Raw genomic sequence first — 20,606 nt, forward strand, 5'->3', positions numbered from 1 at the left:
AATGGCAAGCACAATCTTTGAACATACCGCGACTGATATTCAAGGCACACCCACCCCGCTTTCCACATTCGAAGGTAAAGTAATGTTAGTGGTTAATACTGCCAGTGCCTGTGGTTTTACACCTCAATACAAAGGGTTAGAAGAACTCTATCAACAATATAAAGATCAAGGATTTGTGGTTTTAGGTTTTCCTTGCAATCAATTTGGTGCCCAGGAAAAAGCCGATGAGCAAGGCATACAAAGTTTTTGCGAACTCAATTTCGGTATTAGTTTTCCGATGTTCGCTAAAATTGAAGTCAACGGTGAAAACGCCCATCCCGTTTATCAATTTATGAAAAAAGCGGCTCCAGGCATGTTAGGCACCCAAGGCATTAAGTGGAACTTCACCAAATTCTTAATTAATCGTCAGGGTGAAGTGGTTGAGCGATTCGCGCCAACAACTAAACCCGAAGCCATTAGCGCAAAAATTGCTGAACTTTTAAAATAATTAGCTCGTATCTAACTGAATTTTATTATTTTAAAAATTAATTCAATTTTTTTAGAAATGCGATGGAACTTTAACCGTATCGTTCCCTCAAATATAGTGAACAGCGAATGTCTTTTTCATGTTCATCATTCTCCCTGGGGCTTCTAGCGCAGCCCCCTTGACCTAGGAATAGGTCACTAGGCAACCGATTGGTTGCCTTTTTTTATCTCGACACTTTGTATGTAATACAATTGTTCAATCACTTTGCAATAAACGTTAGTAAAAACTCATAAGCAAAATTAATTAAAAATTTTCTGATAATTTTATGCATTGGGATGAACTTTATTAAAAGTGACCAGTCTGATTTAACGTAAGGATTAACGGATTGGATTTAGCGTAGTTAAGAATTAAGTGTATTAGATTAGTCACTTGCTTCTATGAAACAATTTTAGTTTTACGTCATTTATCTAATTGGTTGGTCGTTCATCATCATCTCCCTTTTGGGAAACAATCGAATACGCTAGCGCAATATATTCCATTGTCTCCTAATTTGATTTCTTTATGGCAACCTTTGGTTGCCATTTTTTTATTCTCGATTTAGCCCAATTTACCCTTACAAACTCTGATCTAATTGCACTTGAAGTGAGGGATGATAACCCGCCCTCGCTTTGGCGTAGATGTCACGTAGCTCGGTCTGATATCCAGCAATTTGTAATTCCGCATATAAGGGGCGTACAAACTTGCCACGCCCAATACGTTGTAAATACGCACTAAGCGCAGGCAATACCGGATCGTAATGGTTACGGATCGCAACCCTAAACCAATCACAGGCAATTTCAGCATTGGTTGATTCAGTTAGTTTAAAAGTGTCATCTAAATCCATCAGTTGCACTTGAGATAAAACTTCAGGTAATTGGGTCAGAAAATACTGCCAATGGTGCACTCGCCAACCTTTTACATCGAGTTTGTTGGCCGCGAAGCCCTGTAAAAACTTCTGCAATGCATCCTCGACTTTATCTAGGCTTTGGGATGTCGGGCCACAAAAACCTTGAGGCAAACCTTCACCATAAATCCATTCCAACAATTCGGCTTCGGTGATCTTATCGCTATGCTTTGCCACTAATGCCTGCTTAGCGTATTCGACAAACATCTCTGTGGTAATGGCCTTAAAGGCAAAGTGCTCAACGTATTCAAATAAGAACTTATCAAAAACGGAGCGACCGAGACGATACTCAAGCTCGTGCACAAACATGGAAGCCTTATCGTAGGTAAATCGGTTAAAAGCCAGATTAGGATCACTTAGCTGCACATTGGCGGGCAAGGTTTGCCTTTCGATTGGTAATACTGCCATTTCCTCTTTTAAGCGACCGAATTCAATCACCCACTCCAATTCTGCCTGCTCTTTGCCATAAACGGCCTCGACAATCCGATTGGTAAAATAAGTGGTAAAGCCTTCGTTTAACCAGAGATCGCGCCAAGTTGCGTTACTCACCAAATTACCGGTCCAAGAATGAGCCAGTTCATGGGCAACGGTGGAAACGAGACTCTTATCGCCAGCAATTAATGTTGGCGTTAAAAAAGCTAAACGGGGATTTTCCATTCCACCAAAGGGAAAGCTCGGCGGCAGAATAATCATGTCATAGCGCCCCCAAGCGTATGCACCTAACAGAGATTCGGCCACATCTATCATGTGCTCGGTATCATTGAATTCTGCAACTGCGGCGGCGAGCATACTGGGCTCAGTGTAAATACCACTTCGAGGGCCAATGGCTTGGTAGGCTAAATCCCCCACCGCCAATGCCATTAAATGTGTCGGGATTGGTTTTTCCATCTCGAACTGAAATACGCCTTCAAGCGGTGTGTCGGGTTGATTCATCGCGCTCATGACTGCGCGCATGCCCTTAGGCACTGTGACTTTAGCATCAAAGGTGATTCTCACTTTCGGCGTATCCTGAAGTGGAAGCCAACTGCGAGCATTGATCGGCTGTGACTGACTAAATAAATAGGGTAACCGTTTACCCGCAGTTTGCTCAGGCGTTAACCACTGTAAGCCCTGTGCACTTGGTGAGGTTTGATACTGAATAGTGATGTGGGTGCAATGGCTAGCAGGCAATTGAATGCACAGCTTCTGCCCTAGGATGTCGCTCGTCTCTGTGAACGAGAAAGCTAATGCTTGATTTGACTCGGTGACAACGGATTGAATCTTTAATTCGCGACTATCGAGCCATAGCTCAGTCACCTTTTCATCTAAATAAGTCAGCGATAGCGTCGCACTGCCCGCTACTAATTGAGTGTCGAAATCAACGCTCAAATCCAATGATAGATGAGTCACTTGGATTTGGTCGCTATTGGCAAAGGAATGGTAATCACGATTTAGATCCCATTGTGTGCTGCTCATCCTGCCAGTACTGCCTAACGTCATAACCTAGTTAACCTTATTGAAATGATTTCTAGCTATTATCGACCGAGGCGAGAGTGAGTAGCAAATAGAATCCTGATGCTATAGATAGAGGTATTGTTCAATAGTGTATTTTACATGAAATAATAAAACTAAATAATTTCAGCACTTTACAGCAGGCAAGTTCACTTATTTAAAAATTTTATTTATTTTCTTAAAAATGCTGAACTAATCTTAAAGCCTCTGGTCAGATATTATGAACAGATTCTCTGCAAGGTTTCATTGTTCATCATCATTCTCCCTTCGATGGTTTCTAGCGCGACCATCCAAAAATTCCAACTTGGAATTTACAGCAACCTGATTAGGTTGCTTTTTTTATGTCTGATTTCCCTCAGATTTTAGTCTGCAAAACAAAAAGGGCCTCCGAAGAGACCCTTTAGGATGATTATTTTAGACTAGAGACGGATGCCTACTTGTTCTAAATCTTTAGCCACTACGCTTTTAGGCAGAGTGACATACCCATCTTTTTCAACCACTTGCTGACCTTGCTTCGAGAGCACGTAACGGATGAATTCTTTTTCCATCGGCGCTAAATCTTTGTTTGGTTGTTTATTCACGTAAACGTAGAGGTAACGTGATAATGGATAAGTACCGTTTGCTGCGTTCTCGGCGGTTGCTTCGATAAACTCGTTACCTTTCTTCGCAATCGCCACGGCTTTGACGCCAGCAGTTTTGTACCCGATACCAGAGTAACCGATAGCGTTCAGTGATTGAGATACAGATTGCACAACAGAAGCAGAACCTGGTTGCTCGTTCACGTTAGCTTTAAAGTCGCCTTTACACAGGGCATGCTCTTTAAAGTAACCGTAGGTTCCCGATACTGAGTTACGACCGTATAACTGTACATCTTTCGCAGACCAGTTACCGTCCAGACCTAAGTCACCCCAACGTTGGACGTCCGTGCTACCACATTTGTGGGTAGAAGAGAAAATACCATCCACTTGCTCAACGGTTAACCCTTTGATTGGGTTATCTTTGTGTACAAACACGGCTAATGCGTCGATCGCTACACGGATAGCAGTTGGCTTATAGCCATAGTGTTTTTCGAAGGCTTCTTCTTCATTAGGCTTCATCTTGCGGCTCATAGGACCGAATTGTGAAGTGCCTTCAGTTAACGCTGGAGGCGCGGTAGAAGAACCGGCAGCTTGAATTTGGATATTGACGTTTGGATACATCTGTTTAAATTCTTCAGCCCACAGCGTCATCATGTTAGCTAAGGTATCTGAACCGACAGAAGACAGGTTGCCGGATACGCCACTTGCTTTTTCATAGGTTGGCAGAGATTGATCAACAGTTGCCATTGCAGCTGTAGAGAATACACCAGCGGCTGTAATCGTCATCGCGCCGACAAGCTTTTTCAGTTTCATTATGTGCTCCAGTAATAAGCTAACTAATTTCTAACTCAAGTTTTTCAGACGCAGCCAGTATCAATCGCTACAGTGACAATTCTATGTCCGTAATATGACGCTTAGATGACAGACAAAGATTATTTCGACCTTTGATAAATAAAAACTGTCGCATTCAACCCTTAAAAACAAAAACAGGCACCTATGGCCTGTTTTTGATAACGAAATAATCAAGATAAACCACTACTTACTCTGTTCGAGCAGATGTAATGGGATAACAAAGCTAAAAGTGCTGCCTTTACCCAAATCACTGCTAATGTTGAGCTCACTGTGGTGATGATTTAGGGCATGTTTCACAATCGCGAGCCCAAGCCCGGTGCCGCCCGTTTGTCGTGAACGTGCACTGTCGACGCGGTAAAACCGTTCAGTTAAACGATTGATATGCTGCGGTGCTATGCCCTCACCGGTATCAGTCACACTAAAGCGCGCCCCCGTCGCCACCCTTTGCCATTTGACGGTAATTTTACCACCAGGTTCAGTGTAACGAATCGCGTTAGAAATCAAGTTAGAACAAGCACTTCTAAGCTGAAGTTCATTACCATGGGTATCGAGTCCCGCTTCGCAGCTAAAGGTTAATTCGTACCTGTCTTGGGCCAGCGCCATGGCTTCTTCCTTAAGTACTTCCATCATCAGTGTCATATTGACGGTTTCCTCGAGATTAATATCCGAGGCATCCTCAATACGGGACAACATCAATAACTGCTCAACCATAGACTGCATTCGCTGGGTCTGCTGCTGCATTAAACTCAATGGCTTAGCATTCATTGAGCCGGGCTCAGCCATGCTCTGCATCATCTCGAGATAACCCTGAAGCACAGTCAAGGGGGTCTTAAGCTCATGTGACACGTTAGCGACAAATTCCTTACGCATCCCTTCAAGCTGGCGAATTCGGGTGATATCCCGCGCGATCAGTAACATTTGTCTGTCGCCGTAACCCATGATCCTAATCTCGATTAAGCGTCTATCGGACACAGGGGATGGCAGCTCCAAGGGTTCCTTGAACTTGCCCGCTTTAATATAGAGGGAGAAATCGGGATGGCGGAGTAAATTATCGATTCGCTGACCATTATCCTGCGGCCAGACTAAGCCCAGCATCAATTGTGCTAACTTATTGCACCAAAGGATATTAAGCTCAGAATCGAGCACGATGGCGGCATCGGGTAAGGCCTCAGCGCCTTGGCGAAATCGGCCTAAAAGTGCAGCTAATTGCCCAAGTCGGCGACGGTTTTTGCCTTGAAGACGATAAATCCCATTAAACACTCCTTCCCAACTGCCACTGCCTTGGGGAGGTGTTAATTTTCTATCACGCCATAACCAAAAATTAAGGCGTGCTAGCTGACGGTAATGCCACAACAATAAACCGCCCAAACCAAGAATCAGTATCCAGAGAGGTTTCCCGACCAATAAACCAATTACGACGCATAGCAGCAAATAGGCCGCTAGACGCGAATACATCCGGTACCCTGAATAGGAGTCAAACATAAATTAACCCAAGCATCAGGCTAAATAAGAGAAGCACAAGATAGCCTAAAAGCTAACTTGTGCCTATCTCTAATTTGGCGCTAAATGCGTGTTGAGAAACGATAACCTGCACCACGAACCGTTTGAATGAGTCTGTCATGACCCGATTCTTCAACTGCTTTTCGCAGGCGACGAATATGTACATCCACGGTTCTGTCTTCGACGTAAACATTAGTCCCCCACACGTTGTCGAGTAACTGTTCACGGCTATAAACCCGTTCTGGGTGGGTCATAAAGAAGTGTAATAATCGGAACTCCGTCGGCCCCATATCGAGCACGGTTTCGCCAACACTGACCCTGTGACTCACTGGGTCGAGTGATAAACCTTGCACATCGATGGTTTCTTCTAAGCGTGTTGGCGCGCTGCGACGTAGTACCGCCTTGATGCGTGCCACCAGCTCCTTAGGGGAAAAAGGTTTGGTAATGTAGTCATCGGCGCCCACTTCTAAGCCTTTGACTTTATCTTCCTCTTCGCCGCGGGCAGTGAGCATAATGATGGGAATTTGGCGAGTAAACTCATCCTGCTTGAGTCGCTTAGCCAGTTGAATACCACTTCCGCCTGGAAACATCCAATCTAATAAAATGAGATCAGGATAAGGTTCCTTTAGCAGCGCAATGGCCGAATCAAAATCCTCAGCAGCAGAGGTGGTAAACCCATGCTGTTCCATCACAAAAGTCAGCATCTCACGGATGGCTAACTCGTCTTCTACTATTAATATCCTTGCAGTCATAAGTGATTTTCTGTCAGTGAATGTCAACCTAGCCATTATTAGTCATTTTTATTACAAATTTATGAATAACTAGACTGAACAGGCTATATAGTAGCGATAATTGTCATATTAATTTTATATAAGCATTTGTTTATAGCAATAAAAAAGGAGGCATTCGCCTCCTTTATCCAACCTATTACCTAGGGATTAGAACTTGTGTTCTAAGCCAATACCTAAGTAGCTGTCATCATTGTCAGATGAATCTAATGAGCGGCTAGTGTAGAACGCGAACAGTTTAGTGGGTTTAGCTAGGCTGTAATCGGCGCCGATTGACCATGAATCACCTTTGTCTTCCATATCTTGGAATTGGGCTTTTAAGGTCACGGCATCAATGTCGTAGGCTGCGCTGAACAGGAACCCATCAATGCTGTCACTATTTACTGGTAAGTCATTTTTATAGGTTTCCTCTTGCTGTTGGTACATACCGCCTAGGGTGATACCCACGATTTTACCTTGCACAGAGGCACGCAGAACTTCATAACCTTTCACGTCCGAGTCATAGGCGATTGCAGCATAAATTGGTGATTTTTTCAGTTTAGCGTCACCGTACATGGCCGCTAAGCTAAAACCGTCTTGGCCTTGTTGCTCAGCATCGCCGTCGGCTACATAGGTTGCACCGAACACGAAACCACCAAAGGATGGCGACAGGTAAGTTGCAGTTTGTGCTAAGCGGTTATCGCCCTTAAACAAACTTTTTAAGTCGCCTGATAAGTCGTTGAATTGGTCAACGTTACCTTGAGAAATTTTCAGTAACGTGTCGTTACGACCCACAGAGAAAGAACCAAATGCACCTTTCAAACCAACGAATTGGTTACGTGCTTTGAAGTTATTGCTTGAATCAGCTCCTGTATCCACTTCGTATTCAACTGTATAGAAGGCTTCTAACGAGCTAGACAGTTCAAAATCGCCCTTAACACCAAAACGTGAAGCGTTACTTTGAATCGTCGTTTCTGATTCATCATCCACATCATTGGATTGAGCAGTCACATTTAACTTACCGTAAACAGTCAAAGGTTCAGCGGCATAAGCTGAAGCCAGAGTTGCAGAAGCTAGCGCAGAAGCAAGTAGAGTTTTACAAAAAACGTTCATCATTTAATCCTTTCGACGTTCTGTTCGTCTTGGTTATTGGTTTGGAACGAGCGAAAGTGTGCAATGATTCTATTTCAGTTTTATTTCAATTGTGACAACTGCGATTCCCCTTGAAAAAACAGCGCAACATCGCAAGCGAAAAACCCATTAATACCAAGGGTTACAGCGTGATTTTTTCGAATATTACATTTTAATGAATTCTGCGACTTAGCTAAAAATTACGGCTTTTGACAAGGTTTACCCCGCGCAAACTATGCCGTAAACTGCCCCTTTATTTTCCAATGAGCGCATTCTATGTGGTTTAAAAATCTTACTCTTTACCGTTTCAATAAACCTTTTGCTATCGAAACCGAGGCCCTTGAAACCGCGTTAGCCGATTTCACATTTTCCCCCTGCGGCAGCCAAGACATCAGCAAATTTGGTTTTTCTAATGCATTAGGCAAACAGGGCAGCTCACTGGTTCATAGTGCTAACAACCGTCATCTGATTTGCGTGACTAAGGAAGAGAAAATTCTTCCAGGCCAAGTCATCAAAGAAGCCCTCGAAGAAAAAGTGGCGCAGATTGAAGATGAAGAAAACCGCAAATTAGCAAAGAAAGAAAAAGATGCGCTAAAAGATGAAATCACCACGAGTCTGTTACCACGTGCGTTTTCACGTCGCAGCCAAACTCGCGCGCTGATTTTACCTGAGCTTGAAATGATCCTAGTGGACAGCTCGAGCGCCACTAAAGCCGAAGAATTACTGGCGCTGCTGCGTAAAGCATTGGGCAGTCTGCCGATTATCCCGCTCTCCTTTAAAGCACCGGTCGAAAGCCAATTAACCCAATGGTTAAAAGAAGGCAGCGCGCCATTACCCTTTGAAATGCAAGATGAAGCTGAGCTGAAATCCGCCGCAGATGAGGGTGGAATCGTGCGCTTTAAGCAGCAGGATTTAAAAGAAGATGAAGTGCTTGCACACCTTGAAACGGGTAAAGAAGTCCACAAAATGGCACTGCACTTTGGTCAATCCATCGCACTCTTATTGCAATCCGATGCCAGCGTGAAACGCTTAAAATTCTCCGAGGAATTTAGAGCCGGTAACGATGAACTCGGCAATGAAGATCCGATGGCACGATTAGACGCTGACTTCGCCCTGATGGGAAGCGAACTCGTGGCGCTGATGCATGCGCTGGTTTCGGCCCTCGGCGGACTCGAAGAGACTCAAGCTTAGTCTCAGCCTGTAAATGCTTTAGCGAGAAAACGCTTTGCTGTATAAGCTGAACCGATCGCTGAATGAATCGCTAAAACATTCACTAAAACAAAAGGCGCAGGGAAAATCCCTGCGCCTTTTCTATTTCAATACGCTACAAGCGTTTAGAGCTAATAAATAGACTTATTTTTTAGCGGTTAATTCGCCTTTATCATCAAAAGGCCAATCGATGCCTAACCAAGCTTTGAAGAAAGCTTTTTGCTCCTTACTCGCCTTAGCATCCCCCTTCAATTCAAGTTTACCGCTTTGTTTCGAACCTAAGGTCATTGCAACTTGTTTAATTTTGTCATTACTGAACAGGGTGAGATTAATGGTATCGCCCGCTTTAAAGTCTTGAATACGCTTATCAAAACCTTTGGCCGTCACTCGAAGGTCATTAATGGCAATGATTTCATCACCCGCTGTAATGCCCGACTTCCAAGCAGGCCCATCGCGTAGCACTTGGCTAAGTTCCAATGAATCATGTTCGCTGCTCAGTGTCATGCCAGTAAAGGCTTCGGTTTTCGCGTCTTTGCCGTAGGACAAGACAAGACCTGCTTGAGCCAGTAAATTTTTAAAATCGAGGCTCAGTGGACTATTCACATGCGCCTGCCACCATGGGGCATAATCCTTACCCGATAAGTCCTTCAGAATTTGCTGAACATCACTCACGCTATACCCATTAGGTACACGGTGTTCGTTATAAAGACGACGGTGAACATCGCGGTAGGAATGCGCAAGCTTTGTGTCTTTCAATAAGGCGAAATCCAGCGCGAGAGACGCTAGATAGCCTTCTGAGTAAATGTTAACGCTATGGTTAATGGCATAGTCACCACCTGTGCTGCTCCACTCACCCGCGCTCGCCTCGGCCACAGATTGAATTTCACGACCCGGTGTTAACTCACTTTTCTCCACGCGCTTGGCTAAATCCTCGAGGAATTCCTTAGGTGTCATCACCCCTGCACGCAGCAATAATTGTCCTTGGAAATAACTGGTTGAACCCTCTGCAATCCACAGCAGTTCGGTCATATTTTCATGCTGATAATCGTAGGGCACTAAGCCATCAGGGCGATATGCCTTAACGTTCCAGGTATGGATAAACTCGTGAGAGGCCGTACCAATAAATCGCAGGTAATCCTTACGCTCACGGAAGCTAAACCGCGGCAACTGAATGACCGTCGAGTTTAAATGCTCAGTCGCGCCGCCAGCGCCACTGGTGGCATGCACCATATACACATAGCGCTCGAAGGGGTAACCATCCCAAATCGCTTTAGCCGCACCACTTAGCGCGGTTAAATCCTTCACCACTTGAACAGTGTCGTAATTCCCTTCCCCCCAAAACACCACCTCATAGTCTTTGCCATTAGCACTAAACTGCCTATGGGTACTGATGCCCGTTTCGATTGGTGAATCAATCAGTACATCGTAGTTTGGCGCAACAAACGAATGAGCCTGACTGCCCGTATTCATGCCCGAATAGCTTTTCCAGCTTTCAGGCACGGTTAGCTGCACTGCCACACTTTGGTCACGAAATGCGGGGCTATACATAAACACGCCGCTCGCATCGAGATAGGCGTGACTCGCATCAATATGACGAACACGTTGACCTAGTTCATTGGCATACAGCTGATAAGTCACACTCACCTTCGTCGGCTTTGATAACGCCACTTGCCATTCACCGCTGGCGGTACGTTTCCAGTTAAGTGCATTACCGTCGCTGTCTTTTGCATTGAATAAGCGCACACCATCAGCTAGCGGTAATACTTGGTATTTACCCGTGCGCCAAACGGGAAGATTAACAATAAAATCACCGGCTTTAGCTTCGGGGAAGGTCACTGTTACCTGTGCAAGATGATGTTCTGGCTGGCTTAAATCGATTTTATAATCTACCTCAGCGAGGGCGTTGGCCGAAAATAGCGCACTTAAAACCAAGATAGATAAACTGCTGGGTTTCACTCTTACTTCCTTCTGTTATTATGCTTTTTATTAAATTTTTCCAAGTATAACAAGTCGATGTGGCATCCTCATTAGGCGCTAACAAAAGCTAACAAAATAAGTTCCTTGACATAGGAAAGATGGACTTAACTACAAATGCATAAACTCACTGTGATATTGGCGTCTTGGTTACTGATATTTTCGGTCAATGTGTTGGCTCGCGATCTCGAATCTGAAGAGGTCGAACTGCGTGAAGCCCCGCAGTCCATGTACGACAAAATTAGTCAGTCAGTGTCCTTACCCATTGATTTTAAGAACCGGGAACAGTTTGAGCAGCAAGCCGCATCCCAGGGCTACGACAATGATGAACTTGAACATAAGTTATTGCTGCTCGCCCGTTTAACGATGGAACCCAGTGTAAAGTCAGCTCAGGGTAGCCTCGATGCCACACAATTAATCGAACTTTTAGCCAGTATTGCCGAGTCGCCCTACGAAAAAGCAAGCGTAGCCATGTTAAGGGGGAGAAACCTTGGAAGAACTGCGCAGCGATACCAAGAAGCAATTGCCTTTTATAATGAGGCCCTGACCCGCATCAACGACAGCTATGACATTGAGTCAATGCTGCTTAAACACACCATTCACGAACACTTAGGTGGACTGCATTTAGTGCTTCGTCAGGATGTGCCTGCGCTAATGCATTTTCACACCTACCGCGATATCGCCTACAAACTGAGAAATGATTATCTCATCGCCGCTGCCGAGGCAAAACTTGGGCATTATTACAATAAAAATCAGCAACTCACAAAATCGCTGCAACATTATAGTGAGGCGATTCGTCTGTCGAACCAATCTAATTACCCTACAATGAAAACCCATCTTCAGCTGCAATTGGCTAAGGTATATCGGGATTTAAAGCAATGGGATGAGGCCCTTAAAAACGCCCATGAGGCTGCCGCAGGCTTTAAAAAATTGGGCAACGATACCTATCTTTCGAGTTGTATGACAGTGATTGCCATGGTCTACAGCGAGCAAGGGGATTGGAATAAGGCCATCGATTACTACCTTAACGCCCAGCAGTTGGATGCCAAAAACGGCAACTATATCGCCCAGGGCTTAAATTTCCATAACCTTGGTCAAGCTTATTCCCATATCAATGATGAGGAAAATGCACTTAAATACCTACTGATGGCAAACCAAGTGTTTATCGATAAAAAGAGCTACCACTATCAGGTCTACAACGAATTGTTAATTGGCGAGATTGCCCAAACCAAGCAGGATTGGACTTTGATGATAAACCACGCCGAAAAAGCCTTAAGCCTAGCAACGGACTTAAAGCTACCCGATGAACAGAGATCAGCCTTAACGCAAATCGCCTTCGCATCAGAACAGATGGGTGACACGAATAAGTTAATCAGTACCCAGAAACAAATCATCGCCCTCGGGCAGCAAAAGCCCGAAGCCGAGGTTGACTCCGCGGTTTCAGCATCGCTACTTGCCGAGCAACAACTCAAACTTGAACTCAATGTAGTAAAAGGTAAGCTCTCAGAGGCCCAACGCAGCACTAAAAATACCAATCGATTGTTGGCTCTTTGTGCGCTGCTTGCGACGCTATTTTTAATCACTCTACTGATTCTATTGAAAAAACGCAGTAAGTTAACCGCCCAAAACCAAATGCTGATTACCTTAAGTCAACAGGATCCTTTCACTCAACATCCTGGTTACACCGCACTAATCGCAGATCTAGACGACAGAACACCTAACGAGCCAGCGACAGAAGCCTTGGTTCTGGTTGAATTCCCTGCCCACTTGAAGTCCGATCTTAATCACGGCCAATATTTTGCTAATGCCGTCACAAAACAATTCACACAACTGCTAAACGACTGTTTTGCCATGCCCGTTTATGTTGTGCGCCAAGGACTCTTTGCGATTCGCTTTACTGAATCTGTACAGGCCGAAATGTTACTTTCGCGACTCACAGAACAGATGCGTTCCCAATTGCTAACGCATCAATTTAATATGGGGATGATAAATCTCCCCTTACTGGGCAAATCCGACATCAATATGGATCCTAAACTTAAGTTTGAATGTGCTCAAATGGCGTTGGCGGGATGTCGGAGTCTATCAAGAGACCACAATCATTACGTCAGCCTGCGGGCGTTAGATTTTGTGCCATCAAGCCTATTTGCAAACCCAATATTCCTTCACTTAGAGAAAGGTATAGAACGAGGTTTAATTCGCTTTGAGACCAATGGCCGTAAAGAAGACATTATCTGGCCACGTTGGGAGCATAATCAGGACCGACATTTACTGGAAAATATTTGATCGTTATTGCAATTAAACACATTCATGCAAGCAAACAGATTTGCACTCTTACATCGTTGTTATACCATTAATAGCATATGTATTAACCGCTAATCTGGACAGTGACGTCATGCTTTTAGCCTTGCAAAGTTAGGAAAATACTCCAGATGAAGGATACCAGTGAGTCAGTTGCACAACTGCCATTACTACAACAAAAACTTCACTCAGCGAAATTGGCGCTCGATGAAGTCAATGAAGATAGGAATGCAAAATTACAGACCCTTCTGCAACTGATTGGTCATTTAAGTCTTGCCTGTAAGGGGCAAAATCTCGAACTTGATAATAAGCTGGCTAAGCTACGTCACAGTTTAAACAGCTTTGAACAGGTCGATGAAGCCCTCCCTGAATTGGTTGATGTTGAGCGCCTTTTAAAAGGGCAATATCACCATGTAATGGCGCAGCTAGAAGAAAGCCGCAGCAGCCTCAGCCATGTCATCCGCCAAATTCAGCGGATAAATTCGGTTCCTGAAAAATTCAAAAAAGAAGTCAATTATTTTAAGCAGGATCTTTCTAAGCCGTTCCACACGGTTTGGGAATATATTCCTAAAGTAAAACAATTGATTGGCTTCTACGATACAATTCTGCAGCAACAATTTGGCGAGCCAGAAAAACTCGAAGTCCTGCCGAAACATCGACAACTCGCGCACGAGTTGGCACATATGATTTCGGAAATCGAATTCCGTAAGGACCAACGTGATCAGGTACTCGTGATCAAAGAAGTCTTAGCCAGCGAAATCGATTTAGACACCCTGCTCGATGCATATCAGACGATTCTATCCCTGCTCATCGATAATATTGCGCGGGAAAAATCAGCATCTCAGGAATTCCTGTATGCACTCAATGACGCACTTTCTGCAGTGCGTGAAATTGTTAGCGAATCCTATAACCACAACCAACGTAGTTTTCAGCTTAAAAATCAATTAAACAGAGAAATTAATTCCCGTGTCGAAAATGCCGGGGAATTAATTGTCGATGTCGACGATATCATTAATCTCAAAATCCAACTGACCGAACAGCTCAATTCCATTCGCTCTGCCCTCGCACGAAAAGAAGCACTTGAACAGCGTGAGCAGGCACTGCTGCGCAAATCGATGGAAACCATGCGTAAGGAGCTCAATGAACTCAGCAGTGAGGCCAATAGCTATAAAGAACGTCTGTTCGAGCAGCAAAAACTCAATTTACTGGATGCACTTACCCAGCTTCCCAACCGGGCCGCACTCGAAGAAAGGATGGAATTGGAGTATCGCAATTACCAACGGCAACGGACTCCGCTATGGATTGCGGTGGCCGATATCGATCACTTTAAGAGTATCAATGACAGCTTTGGCCACAGCACAGGGGATAAGACTTTACAAGTCATTGCTATGGCACTTAAAAACTCCCTCAGGGATACCGAATTTGTGGCTCGTTACGGCGGTGAGGAATTTGTGTTATTGCTACCAGAGATCAGTGATGGTGATATAGCCCAACTTTTAAACCGAGTACGAGAAAAAGTAAAAAATATTCCATTTAAATTTAAAAATCAGCGAATTACGGTTACAGTATCTATAGGGGCTGCTCAGGTTATGGGGAACGAGCTCATCAATGAAACCTTCGAGCGCGCGGATGCGGCCCTCTACAAAGCTAAAAATGAGAGCAGAGACAGGGTCGTGATTGACGTGTAGCCACATCTAAACTGCACGCCTTGGTTTTAATCACTCCTGTCTTGCCGAAGGAGTGATTAATGATCGTCAAAGTAAGCCCCAAGGGCAGCATGGATCAGCTTTCGCAACTTGAAGTTGACCGTCTCAAAAAAAGCGCTAAAAGCGGCCTCTATCAACTCTACCGCAACTGTTCACTGGCAGTACTAGCCGCGGGCCTTAAAACCGACAATTCAAAAGCCCTGTTCGAGCAGTACAGTAATTTCGATATCAACGTATTGCAGCGTGAACGGGGGGTTCAACTAGAACTGATTAATCCCCCTGAGCAGGCTTTTGTCGACGGCCAAATTATCACGGGTATTCAAGAACATTTATTCTCAGTGCTCCGGGATATTCTTTATATCAGTGACAAATACGACACCCTCAAACATATCAACCTCACCAACGCCAGTCATATCACCAATGTAGTATTCGATATTTTAAGGAACGCCCGCGCCATCGCCCCCATGAAAGACCCCAATGTGGTGGTGTGCTGGGGCGGCCACAGTATTAAGGCCCACGAATATCAATATACCCGTGAAGTGGGTTACCAACTGGGGTTAAGGGAGCTGAATATCTGTACTGGCTGCGGGCCAGGCGCTATGGAAGGGCCAATGAAGGGCGCGGCCATTGGTCATGCCAAACAACGGGTTAAGAATGCCCGTTATATTGGTTTGACTGAGCCAAGCATCATCGCCGCCGAGCCCCCCAATCAAATCGTCAATGAGTTAGTTATCCTGCCTGATATCGAAAAACGCTTAGAAGCCTTTGTCAGGCTCGGTCACGGCATCATTATCTTCCCTGGCGGTGCGGGTACAGCAGAGGAACTGCTCTATATTCTTGGGATTCTGCTTAATAGGGAAAATCAGCAAACCCCCTTCCCGCTCGTGCTAACAGGCCCCGTTGAAAGTGCGGATTACTTTATTGAAATCGATGAGTTTATTTCTGCAACCTTAGGTGAAGAGGCACGGCAAAAATACCAAATTATCATCGATGATCCCGCCGAAGTCGCACGGGTAATGAAGCAAGGCATGGAACAGGTCAAAAGTCACCGCAAGGTCACAGGCGATGCCTATCAGTACCAATGGTCACTCAAGATTGAGCCGGAGTTTCAGCTGCCCTTTAACCCGACCCATGACATTATGGCGAATTTGAACTTACACTTTCAAACTAATAAGGCCGAATTGGCTGCCAATCTTAGAAAGGCGTTTTCGGGTATTGTGGCCGGTAATGTAAAAACGGATACTATCAAGCAGATAGAGAAACTCGGCCCCTTCAAACTGAAGGGTGACCCAAGGTTGATGACCTTAATGGATAATCTGTTAAATGCCTTTGTGACACAGCATAGGATGAAGCTTCCGGGGAGTGCCTACGTTCCCTGCTACGACATTGTGAAGTAATAAATGCAGCATGAATAAATTCTTGATAATCGATGGACTAAATCTTGTTCGGCGCATTTATGCGGCGATCCCAGATGAAAACGACATGGACAGCCTAAGGGAGCGAGTGATTTCTGCCTGCACTAAGTTGATGCGCTTTCACCAGCCAACCCATGTCGCCATCGTCTGGGACGGTGATGAAATATCCTGGCGCAAACAACTCTACCCCGATTACAAAAAAGGCCGTAAACCTATGCCCGAACCTTTGGCGAAGGAACTTGCGGCGCTGCAGCAACAATTACAGCAACGTCATATCAATTCGATTTACGCCGCATCAGAAGCCGATGATGTGATTGCGACATTGGCGGTAAAAACCGTTAAAGCTCAGGGAGAGGCCATTCTTGTATCGACCGATAAGGGCTTCAGTCAGCTCAATCATCCGCGCATTTTACAGTGGGATCATTTTAATCAGCAGTATTTAGATATTACTGAACTGGAGAATAAACTTGGCGTTGACCGTAAGCAATTTCTTGATTTTATGGCGCTTGCAGGTGACAGCGGTAATAAGATCCCAGGCATTGCGGGTATTGGCCCTAAATCGGCAGCGGAGTTACTACGTACTTTTCGAACGCTAGCCACCTTGTTCTCATCGCTTTCAAACCTAGGAGCCAAACAGGCGAGAAAACTTGCCGAAGGCAAAGAGATGGCGCGCTTAAGTTATAAACTCGCTCAATTGCAGACAGATTTACCGCTTAATATAAACTTGAAGGATTTTAGGGCGCCTAACCCAATCGTGGGTCAACCACAGTAAGATTAAGCGGCAATCGCTTAGGCGAGTATCATTAGAGAATATAAATGAAATCAAAATTGTCCGTTATTATTGGCTCAATTTTCGCAGCCTATATCGCCTTTGTGGCGGTAATTGTTTTAGTTTATGAACCTTCCCCCGATGAAATGAACTGGGAAGATAGACAACTTTATAATCGCCAAAAATTAGCCGAGCTAACGCTAGGACAGAACATCACTGAAGTCGTCAAGCTGATGGGCAATGCCGATTTTTCGGAGGCGAGTTCCCTTAACGATGAGGAACTGCATATCCTCTTTTATCGCACCCATAAACAGATAGCCGATGGCGTTACCTCAAAGGACGAATGCACGCCCCTAGTCTTTAAAAATAATAAGTTAATTGCTTGGGGCGAAGGGACATATCAACAATTCATTGGTTTAAGTGATAACAGCGAGCCAAAGCCGCCAGCACCTTAATCCACTCAGTTGGTGTATAACAGCACATCTAACAAAGGTATCCTTCACTAAATACCTCATAAAAACGCCACCCTAGGGTGGCGTTTGCTTAACTTTGATAAAGACCATTACCATTCATTATTCGGCGTCATTCTTAAATTCGACATAGGCCTCCCCCTTTGAAAGCCATTCTGGTGCTGGTTTACCCTTAAGGTAATGGTCGAAATAGTCCATCATCCGGATAGTGTAATCGAGCTTATTCGGGTATTTCTTCAGGTGATGCGGCTCATCTTCATACTGTAAAAACACCACATCCTTACCCGCGCGGCGCATGGCTAAATACATTTCAACACCCTGCTCCCAAGGCACCGCATCGTCCTTGTCACCAAACATGATCATCAATGGCGTTTGAATACGGTCAGCATAAAATACCGGTGAGTTTTCAATGTATTTTTGCGGCGCAGCAAAAAGGCTAGCACCAATACGGCTCTGCCCCTGTTCATACTGGAATTGACGCGCAAGACCTGTACCGTGGCGAATACCGCTGTAGGCACTGGTCATGTTAGCCACAGGTGCGCCCGCAACCGCAGCCTTAAACATCTTGGTTTGGGTAATCGCAAATGCTGTTTGATACCCACTCCAAGAATGGCCCTGTAGGCCAATAGCATCAGGATCGGCAATGCCTAACTCAATCAGCTTTTGCACCCCAGAGGTTAAGGCTTGGACTGAACTTGCACCTGGGAAGCCAATATCGAAGCGAATATCCGGCAGGAATACCGCATAACCGTTATTGATATACCAAGCAAAATTCGGTCTATGGTTGATTTTCATTTGCGGGAAAGCATGCAATCTGTCCGTCATAAAGCGGTAGTAGTAAACCAGCACAGGATAGCGCTCACCCGCTTTATAATTGGTCGGCTTAATCAATACACCATCGAGCGGCTTACCGTCGCCATTGGTCCAATGAATAAGCTCCGCCTGACTCCAATTAAACGCTTGGCGCTGCTTATCGAAATCGGTTTGCTTTATGCCTTGCTGCGGCGAACTGTAGCTTGCAGTGTAAAGATCTGGGAATAAATCGAAGCGCTCCTTGGAAAACACAATAGTGTCGTCATTTTTACTGCGCCCAAGCACTGTGAGTTTGTACTCCCCTTCCATCAGAGTGGTTACCCCTGATTGACCTATCTTCGCCTGATAAAAACCATCGGCCTTTGTCTTATCACTATAACCGTGCAGCAATACGAGTTGATTGTTTTCAAGCACTGTTGGTTTATCTTGATTATCGACTAAACCTTCGACGCGGTATTGGATTTTCTTCGCGCGTCCTTTGCCTGCAGTTAAGTTAATCCCTTGTTTAGTCTCGGTATCAAACTGCCAAACATCGAACTTGTCGTAAACCAGAATGCCTGCGTCATCCTTAAGCCAAGGCCCAAAACCATAACCAGGCGCATTGGATGGATAATCATGATCCTCATCGGCAAAGCTGACGTTTAGGGATTGAGTCAAATTGCTGCGACGACCATTTACCACATCATAAAGGTACACCTGACCTAACTGGTAATAGGCTACATATTTGCCATCGGCCGACAGCGTCGGCAACTCTTCGCTCGACTGCTGGGTTAAAAATAACGTTTTACGGCCAGTATTGGTGTCGACAATGTAATAGTCCTGATGTCCGCCCGCCCAAGTCGCCATTTTGCGGTATGGCACATCGGAACTTGCTAACAAAAAGCGGCGCTGTTGTGGGGATAATGCCACATCCGGGACGGTTTTATCCGCCAACTGCACCACTTTGTTCGCATCGAGATGCAATACAGCGAGATAGGTGCGTTGCTGCTCCTTCTCAAATGCTTTAAGTTCCTGCGGCTTAATAACAGGATCATCACCGTGCCACACTTTAAGGCCGCGCTGCCCTGTCACTATGGCTTTATCAAAGAGATCTTGCTCCTCGGTGATTTTCTTAAGGGATAACTGCTGACTCACCTCGGGCACTCGGCCAAAGAATAAACGCTCACTGTCGTCAGAGAAACTTAAATTGGCGTAACGGTTTAATACCCATTCAGAGGAATCTTTAATTTGGCGCAGCTTGCCCGTGCTAGCTGTTCCAGCGCTTACATCAATCAGACTTAACTGGTAACGGCGACCAAAAGGTAACTCTGCTGCATCACCGTGAGTGAAGGCTAACCACTGGCCATTCTTAGCAAGTGCGAGTGCACCTATCTGCTCTGAAGAGGATTCAAATGCCGTTGATTGCTGGTAAGTATCGAGTGAAATCAGTTTAAGACTATGAAGCTTCGCCTCACCATCATTTACGGCCAGCGCCAATCTTTGGCTCGCTTTATCAAAGACATAAGCAGTGACATGCTCGACATCGATACGCAATTGTGGATTGTTAAGATTTACTAAACTGAACCTGCGACCCACATCGAATTTATCGATTTTTGGTTTTTCATCCTTCCGTTTTTCTTCATTGGACTTTTCGGCGCCCAAAGCACTCTTGTCAACCTCTTGAGCATCCGCAGCTTTTTTAGCTTCGTCATCGGCTTCAAACCAAATCGCTAGGTGCTCGCCATCGTCACTAAAAACAAATTCTTTAACGCGCTCGAAGCGAGTTTGATTGCCGGTTTGGGTATCGAATAACACCATATCGGACTTAAGTTTTTTCTTGGCCTTAGCATCGCTGGTTTCGACTTTGAGTAGACTAGGCTTAACCGCCATTGCCACAAAGCGTCCATTATGGCTGATGATTGGGTCGGATCCCCCTTCGATGATAAATTGCTGCCCCGACTGCACTTTCTTCACTAAGCCATGGCTATCACCACGATCGGGAGCCACTTCTACCGCAATCACTTGTCCATTGTCGGCAATGACAGGTTTCTCAAGGGATACGAAATGCATGATGTCGGTTAGGGTGAGCGGTTTTGTACTGGTGTCAGCCTGCACGGAAGGCACGATGCCCAAGGATAACAGCACCAAAGATGTGAGTGGGAGTAACTTCAATGTCTTCCTCTTTTACGTATTTGTTAGACTAAAGTAGAGTTTTTTAACCATTGCGTCACCATCATCCTTAGAA

General features: G+C 45.0%; 14 protein-coding genes. 7 read left to right on the plus strand and 7 right to left on the minus strand.

The features are described from left to right. The first annotated feature begins 1 nt into the window (after nucleotide 1). On the plus strand, nucleotides 2-487 hold the full coding sequence (locus K0H61_RS12060) for a glutathione peroxidase (RefSeq protein ID WP_220049548.1): 486 nt from the start codon (nucleotides 2-4) through the stop codon (nucleotides 485-487). A 592-nt stretch (nucleotides 488-1,079) separates the two neighbouring features. Here K0H61_RS12060 and K0H61_RS12065 read toward each other — a convergent pair. The 5 genes from K0H61_RS12065 to K0H61_RS12085 all read right to left on the minus strand — a co-directional run bounded on the left by K0H61_RS12065 (nucleotide 1,080) and on the right by K0H61_RS12085 (nucleotide 7,713). After that, entirely contained in the window at nucleotides 1,080-2,888 is a 1,809-nt protein-coding gene (locus tag K0H61_RS12065) for a M1 family metallopeptidase (protein ID WP_220049550.1), read from the minus strand. Between the two features lie 431 nt (nucleotides 2,889-3,319). Beyond that, nucleotides 3,320-4,291, minus strand: a complete 972-nt coding sequence (locus K0H61_RS12070; RefSeq protein WP_220049552.1) for a PstS family phosphate ABC transporter substrate-binding protein — start codon at nucleotides 4,289-4,291, stop codon at nucleotides 3,320-3,322. A 222-nt stretch (nucleotides 4,292-4,513) separates the two neighbouring features. Beyond that, nucleotides 4,514-5,812: a phosphate regulon sensor histidine kinase PhoR gene (gene phoR / locus K0H61_RS12075; protein WP_220049553.1), complete on the minus strand. Its 1,299-nt coding sequence runs from the start codon at nucleotides 5,810-5,812 to the stop codon at nucleotides 4,514-4,516. Nucleotides 5,813-5,892: 80 nt separating this feature from the next. Continuing rightward, entirely contained in the window at nucleotides 5,893-6,582 is a 690-nt protein-coding gene (gene phoB, locus K0H61_RS12080) for a phosphate regulon transcriptional regulator PhoB (protein WP_220049555.1), read from the minus strand. A gap of 186 nt (nucleotides 6,583-6,768) precedes the next feature. Then, nucleotides 6,769-7,713, minus strand: a complete 945-nt coding sequence (locus K0H61_RS12085) for a porin (RefSeq protein WP_220049557.1) — start codon at nucleotides 7,711-7,713, stop codon at nucleotides 6,769-6,771. Between the two features lie 291 nt (nucleotides 7,714-8,004). On the opposite strand from K0H61_RS12085, the gene rdgC reads away from it, so the two are divergent. Continuing rightward, nucleotides 8,005-8,919, plus strand: a complete 915-nt coding sequence (rdgC, locus tag K0H61_RS12090; RefSeq protein ID WP_220049559.1) for a recombination-associated protein RdgC — start codon at nucleotides 8,005-8,007, stop codon at nucleotides 8,917-8,919. Between the two features lie 162 nt (nucleotides 8,920-9,081). On the opposite strand, the gene K0H61_RS12095 is transcribed toward rdgC, so the two are convergent. Beyond that, nucleotides 9,082-10,893, minus strand: coding sequence for a M61 family metallopeptidase (locus tag K0H61_RS12095; protein ID WP_220049561.1), 1,812 nt, complete (start codon nucleotides 10,891-10,893; stop codon nucleotides 9,082-9,084). Nucleotides 10,894-11,028: 135 nt separating this feature from the next. Between K0H61_RS12095 and K0H61_RS12100 the strand changes: the two genes are divergently transcribed. The 5 genes from K0H61_RS12100 (at nucleotide 11,029) to K0H61_RS12120 (ending at nucleotide 17,554) form a co-directional block, all read left to right on the plus strand. After that, complete coding sequence (locus tag K0H61_RS12100) at nucleotides 11,029-13,194, plus strand: tetratricopeptide repeat protein (protein ID WP_220049562.1); 2,166 nt, start codon at nucleotides 11,029-11,031, stop codon at nucleotides 13,192-13,194. Between the two features lie 146 nt (nucleotides 13,195-13,340). Next, nucleotides 13,341-14,897 carry a GGDEF domain-containing protein gene (locus K0H61_RS12105; RefSeq protein ID WP_220049564.1) on the plus strand — a complete coding sequence of 519 codons (1,557 nt, stop codon included), beginning with the start codon at nucleotides 13,341-13,343 and terminating at the stop codon, nucleotides 14,895-14,897. Between the two features lie 59 nt (nucleotides 14,898-14,956). Next, a complete protein-coding gene (gene ppnN / locus K0H61_RS12110) occupies nucleotides 14,957-16,312 on the plus strand; it encodes a nucleotide 5'-monophosphate nucleosidase PpnN (RefSeq protein WP_220049565.1) in 1,356 nt (451 codons plus the stop codon). A 10-nt stretch (nucleotides 16,313-16,322) separates the two neighbouring features. Then, the gene (gene xni / locus K0H61_RS12115) at nucleotides 16,323-17,102 is read left to right on the plus strand and encodes a flap endonuclease Xni (protein WP_220049567.1); all 780 of its coding nucleotides are present in this window, start codon (nucleotides 16,323-16,325) and stop codon (nucleotides 17,100-17,102) included. 44 nt (nucleotides 17,103-17,146) lie between these two features. Continuing rightward, a complete protein-coding gene (locus K0H61_RS12120; RefSeq protein WP_220049569.1) occupies nucleotides 17,147-17,554 on the plus strand; it encodes a DUF3192 domain-containing protein in 408 nt (135 codons plus the stop codon). 117 nt (nucleotides 17,555-17,671) lie between these two features. Here K0H61_RS12120 and K0H61_RS12125 read toward each other — a convergent pair whose 3' ends face one another. Further along, nucleotides 17,672-20,533 carry a prolyl oligopeptidase family serine peptidase gene (locus tag K0H61_RS12125; RefSeq protein ID WP_220049571.1) on the minus strand — a complete coding sequence of 954 codons (2,862 nt, stop codon included), beginning with the start codon at nucleotides 20,531-20,533 and terminating at the stop codon, nucleotides 17,672-17,674. Nucleotides 20,534-20,606 lie beyond the last annotated feature (73 nt).

Source organism: Shewanella acanthi (genome assembly GCF_019457475.1).
In the GTDB taxonomy this organism is placed as follows: Bacteria; Pseudomonadota; Gammaproteobacteria; order Enterobacterales; family Shewanellaceae; genus Shewanella; species Shewanella acanthi.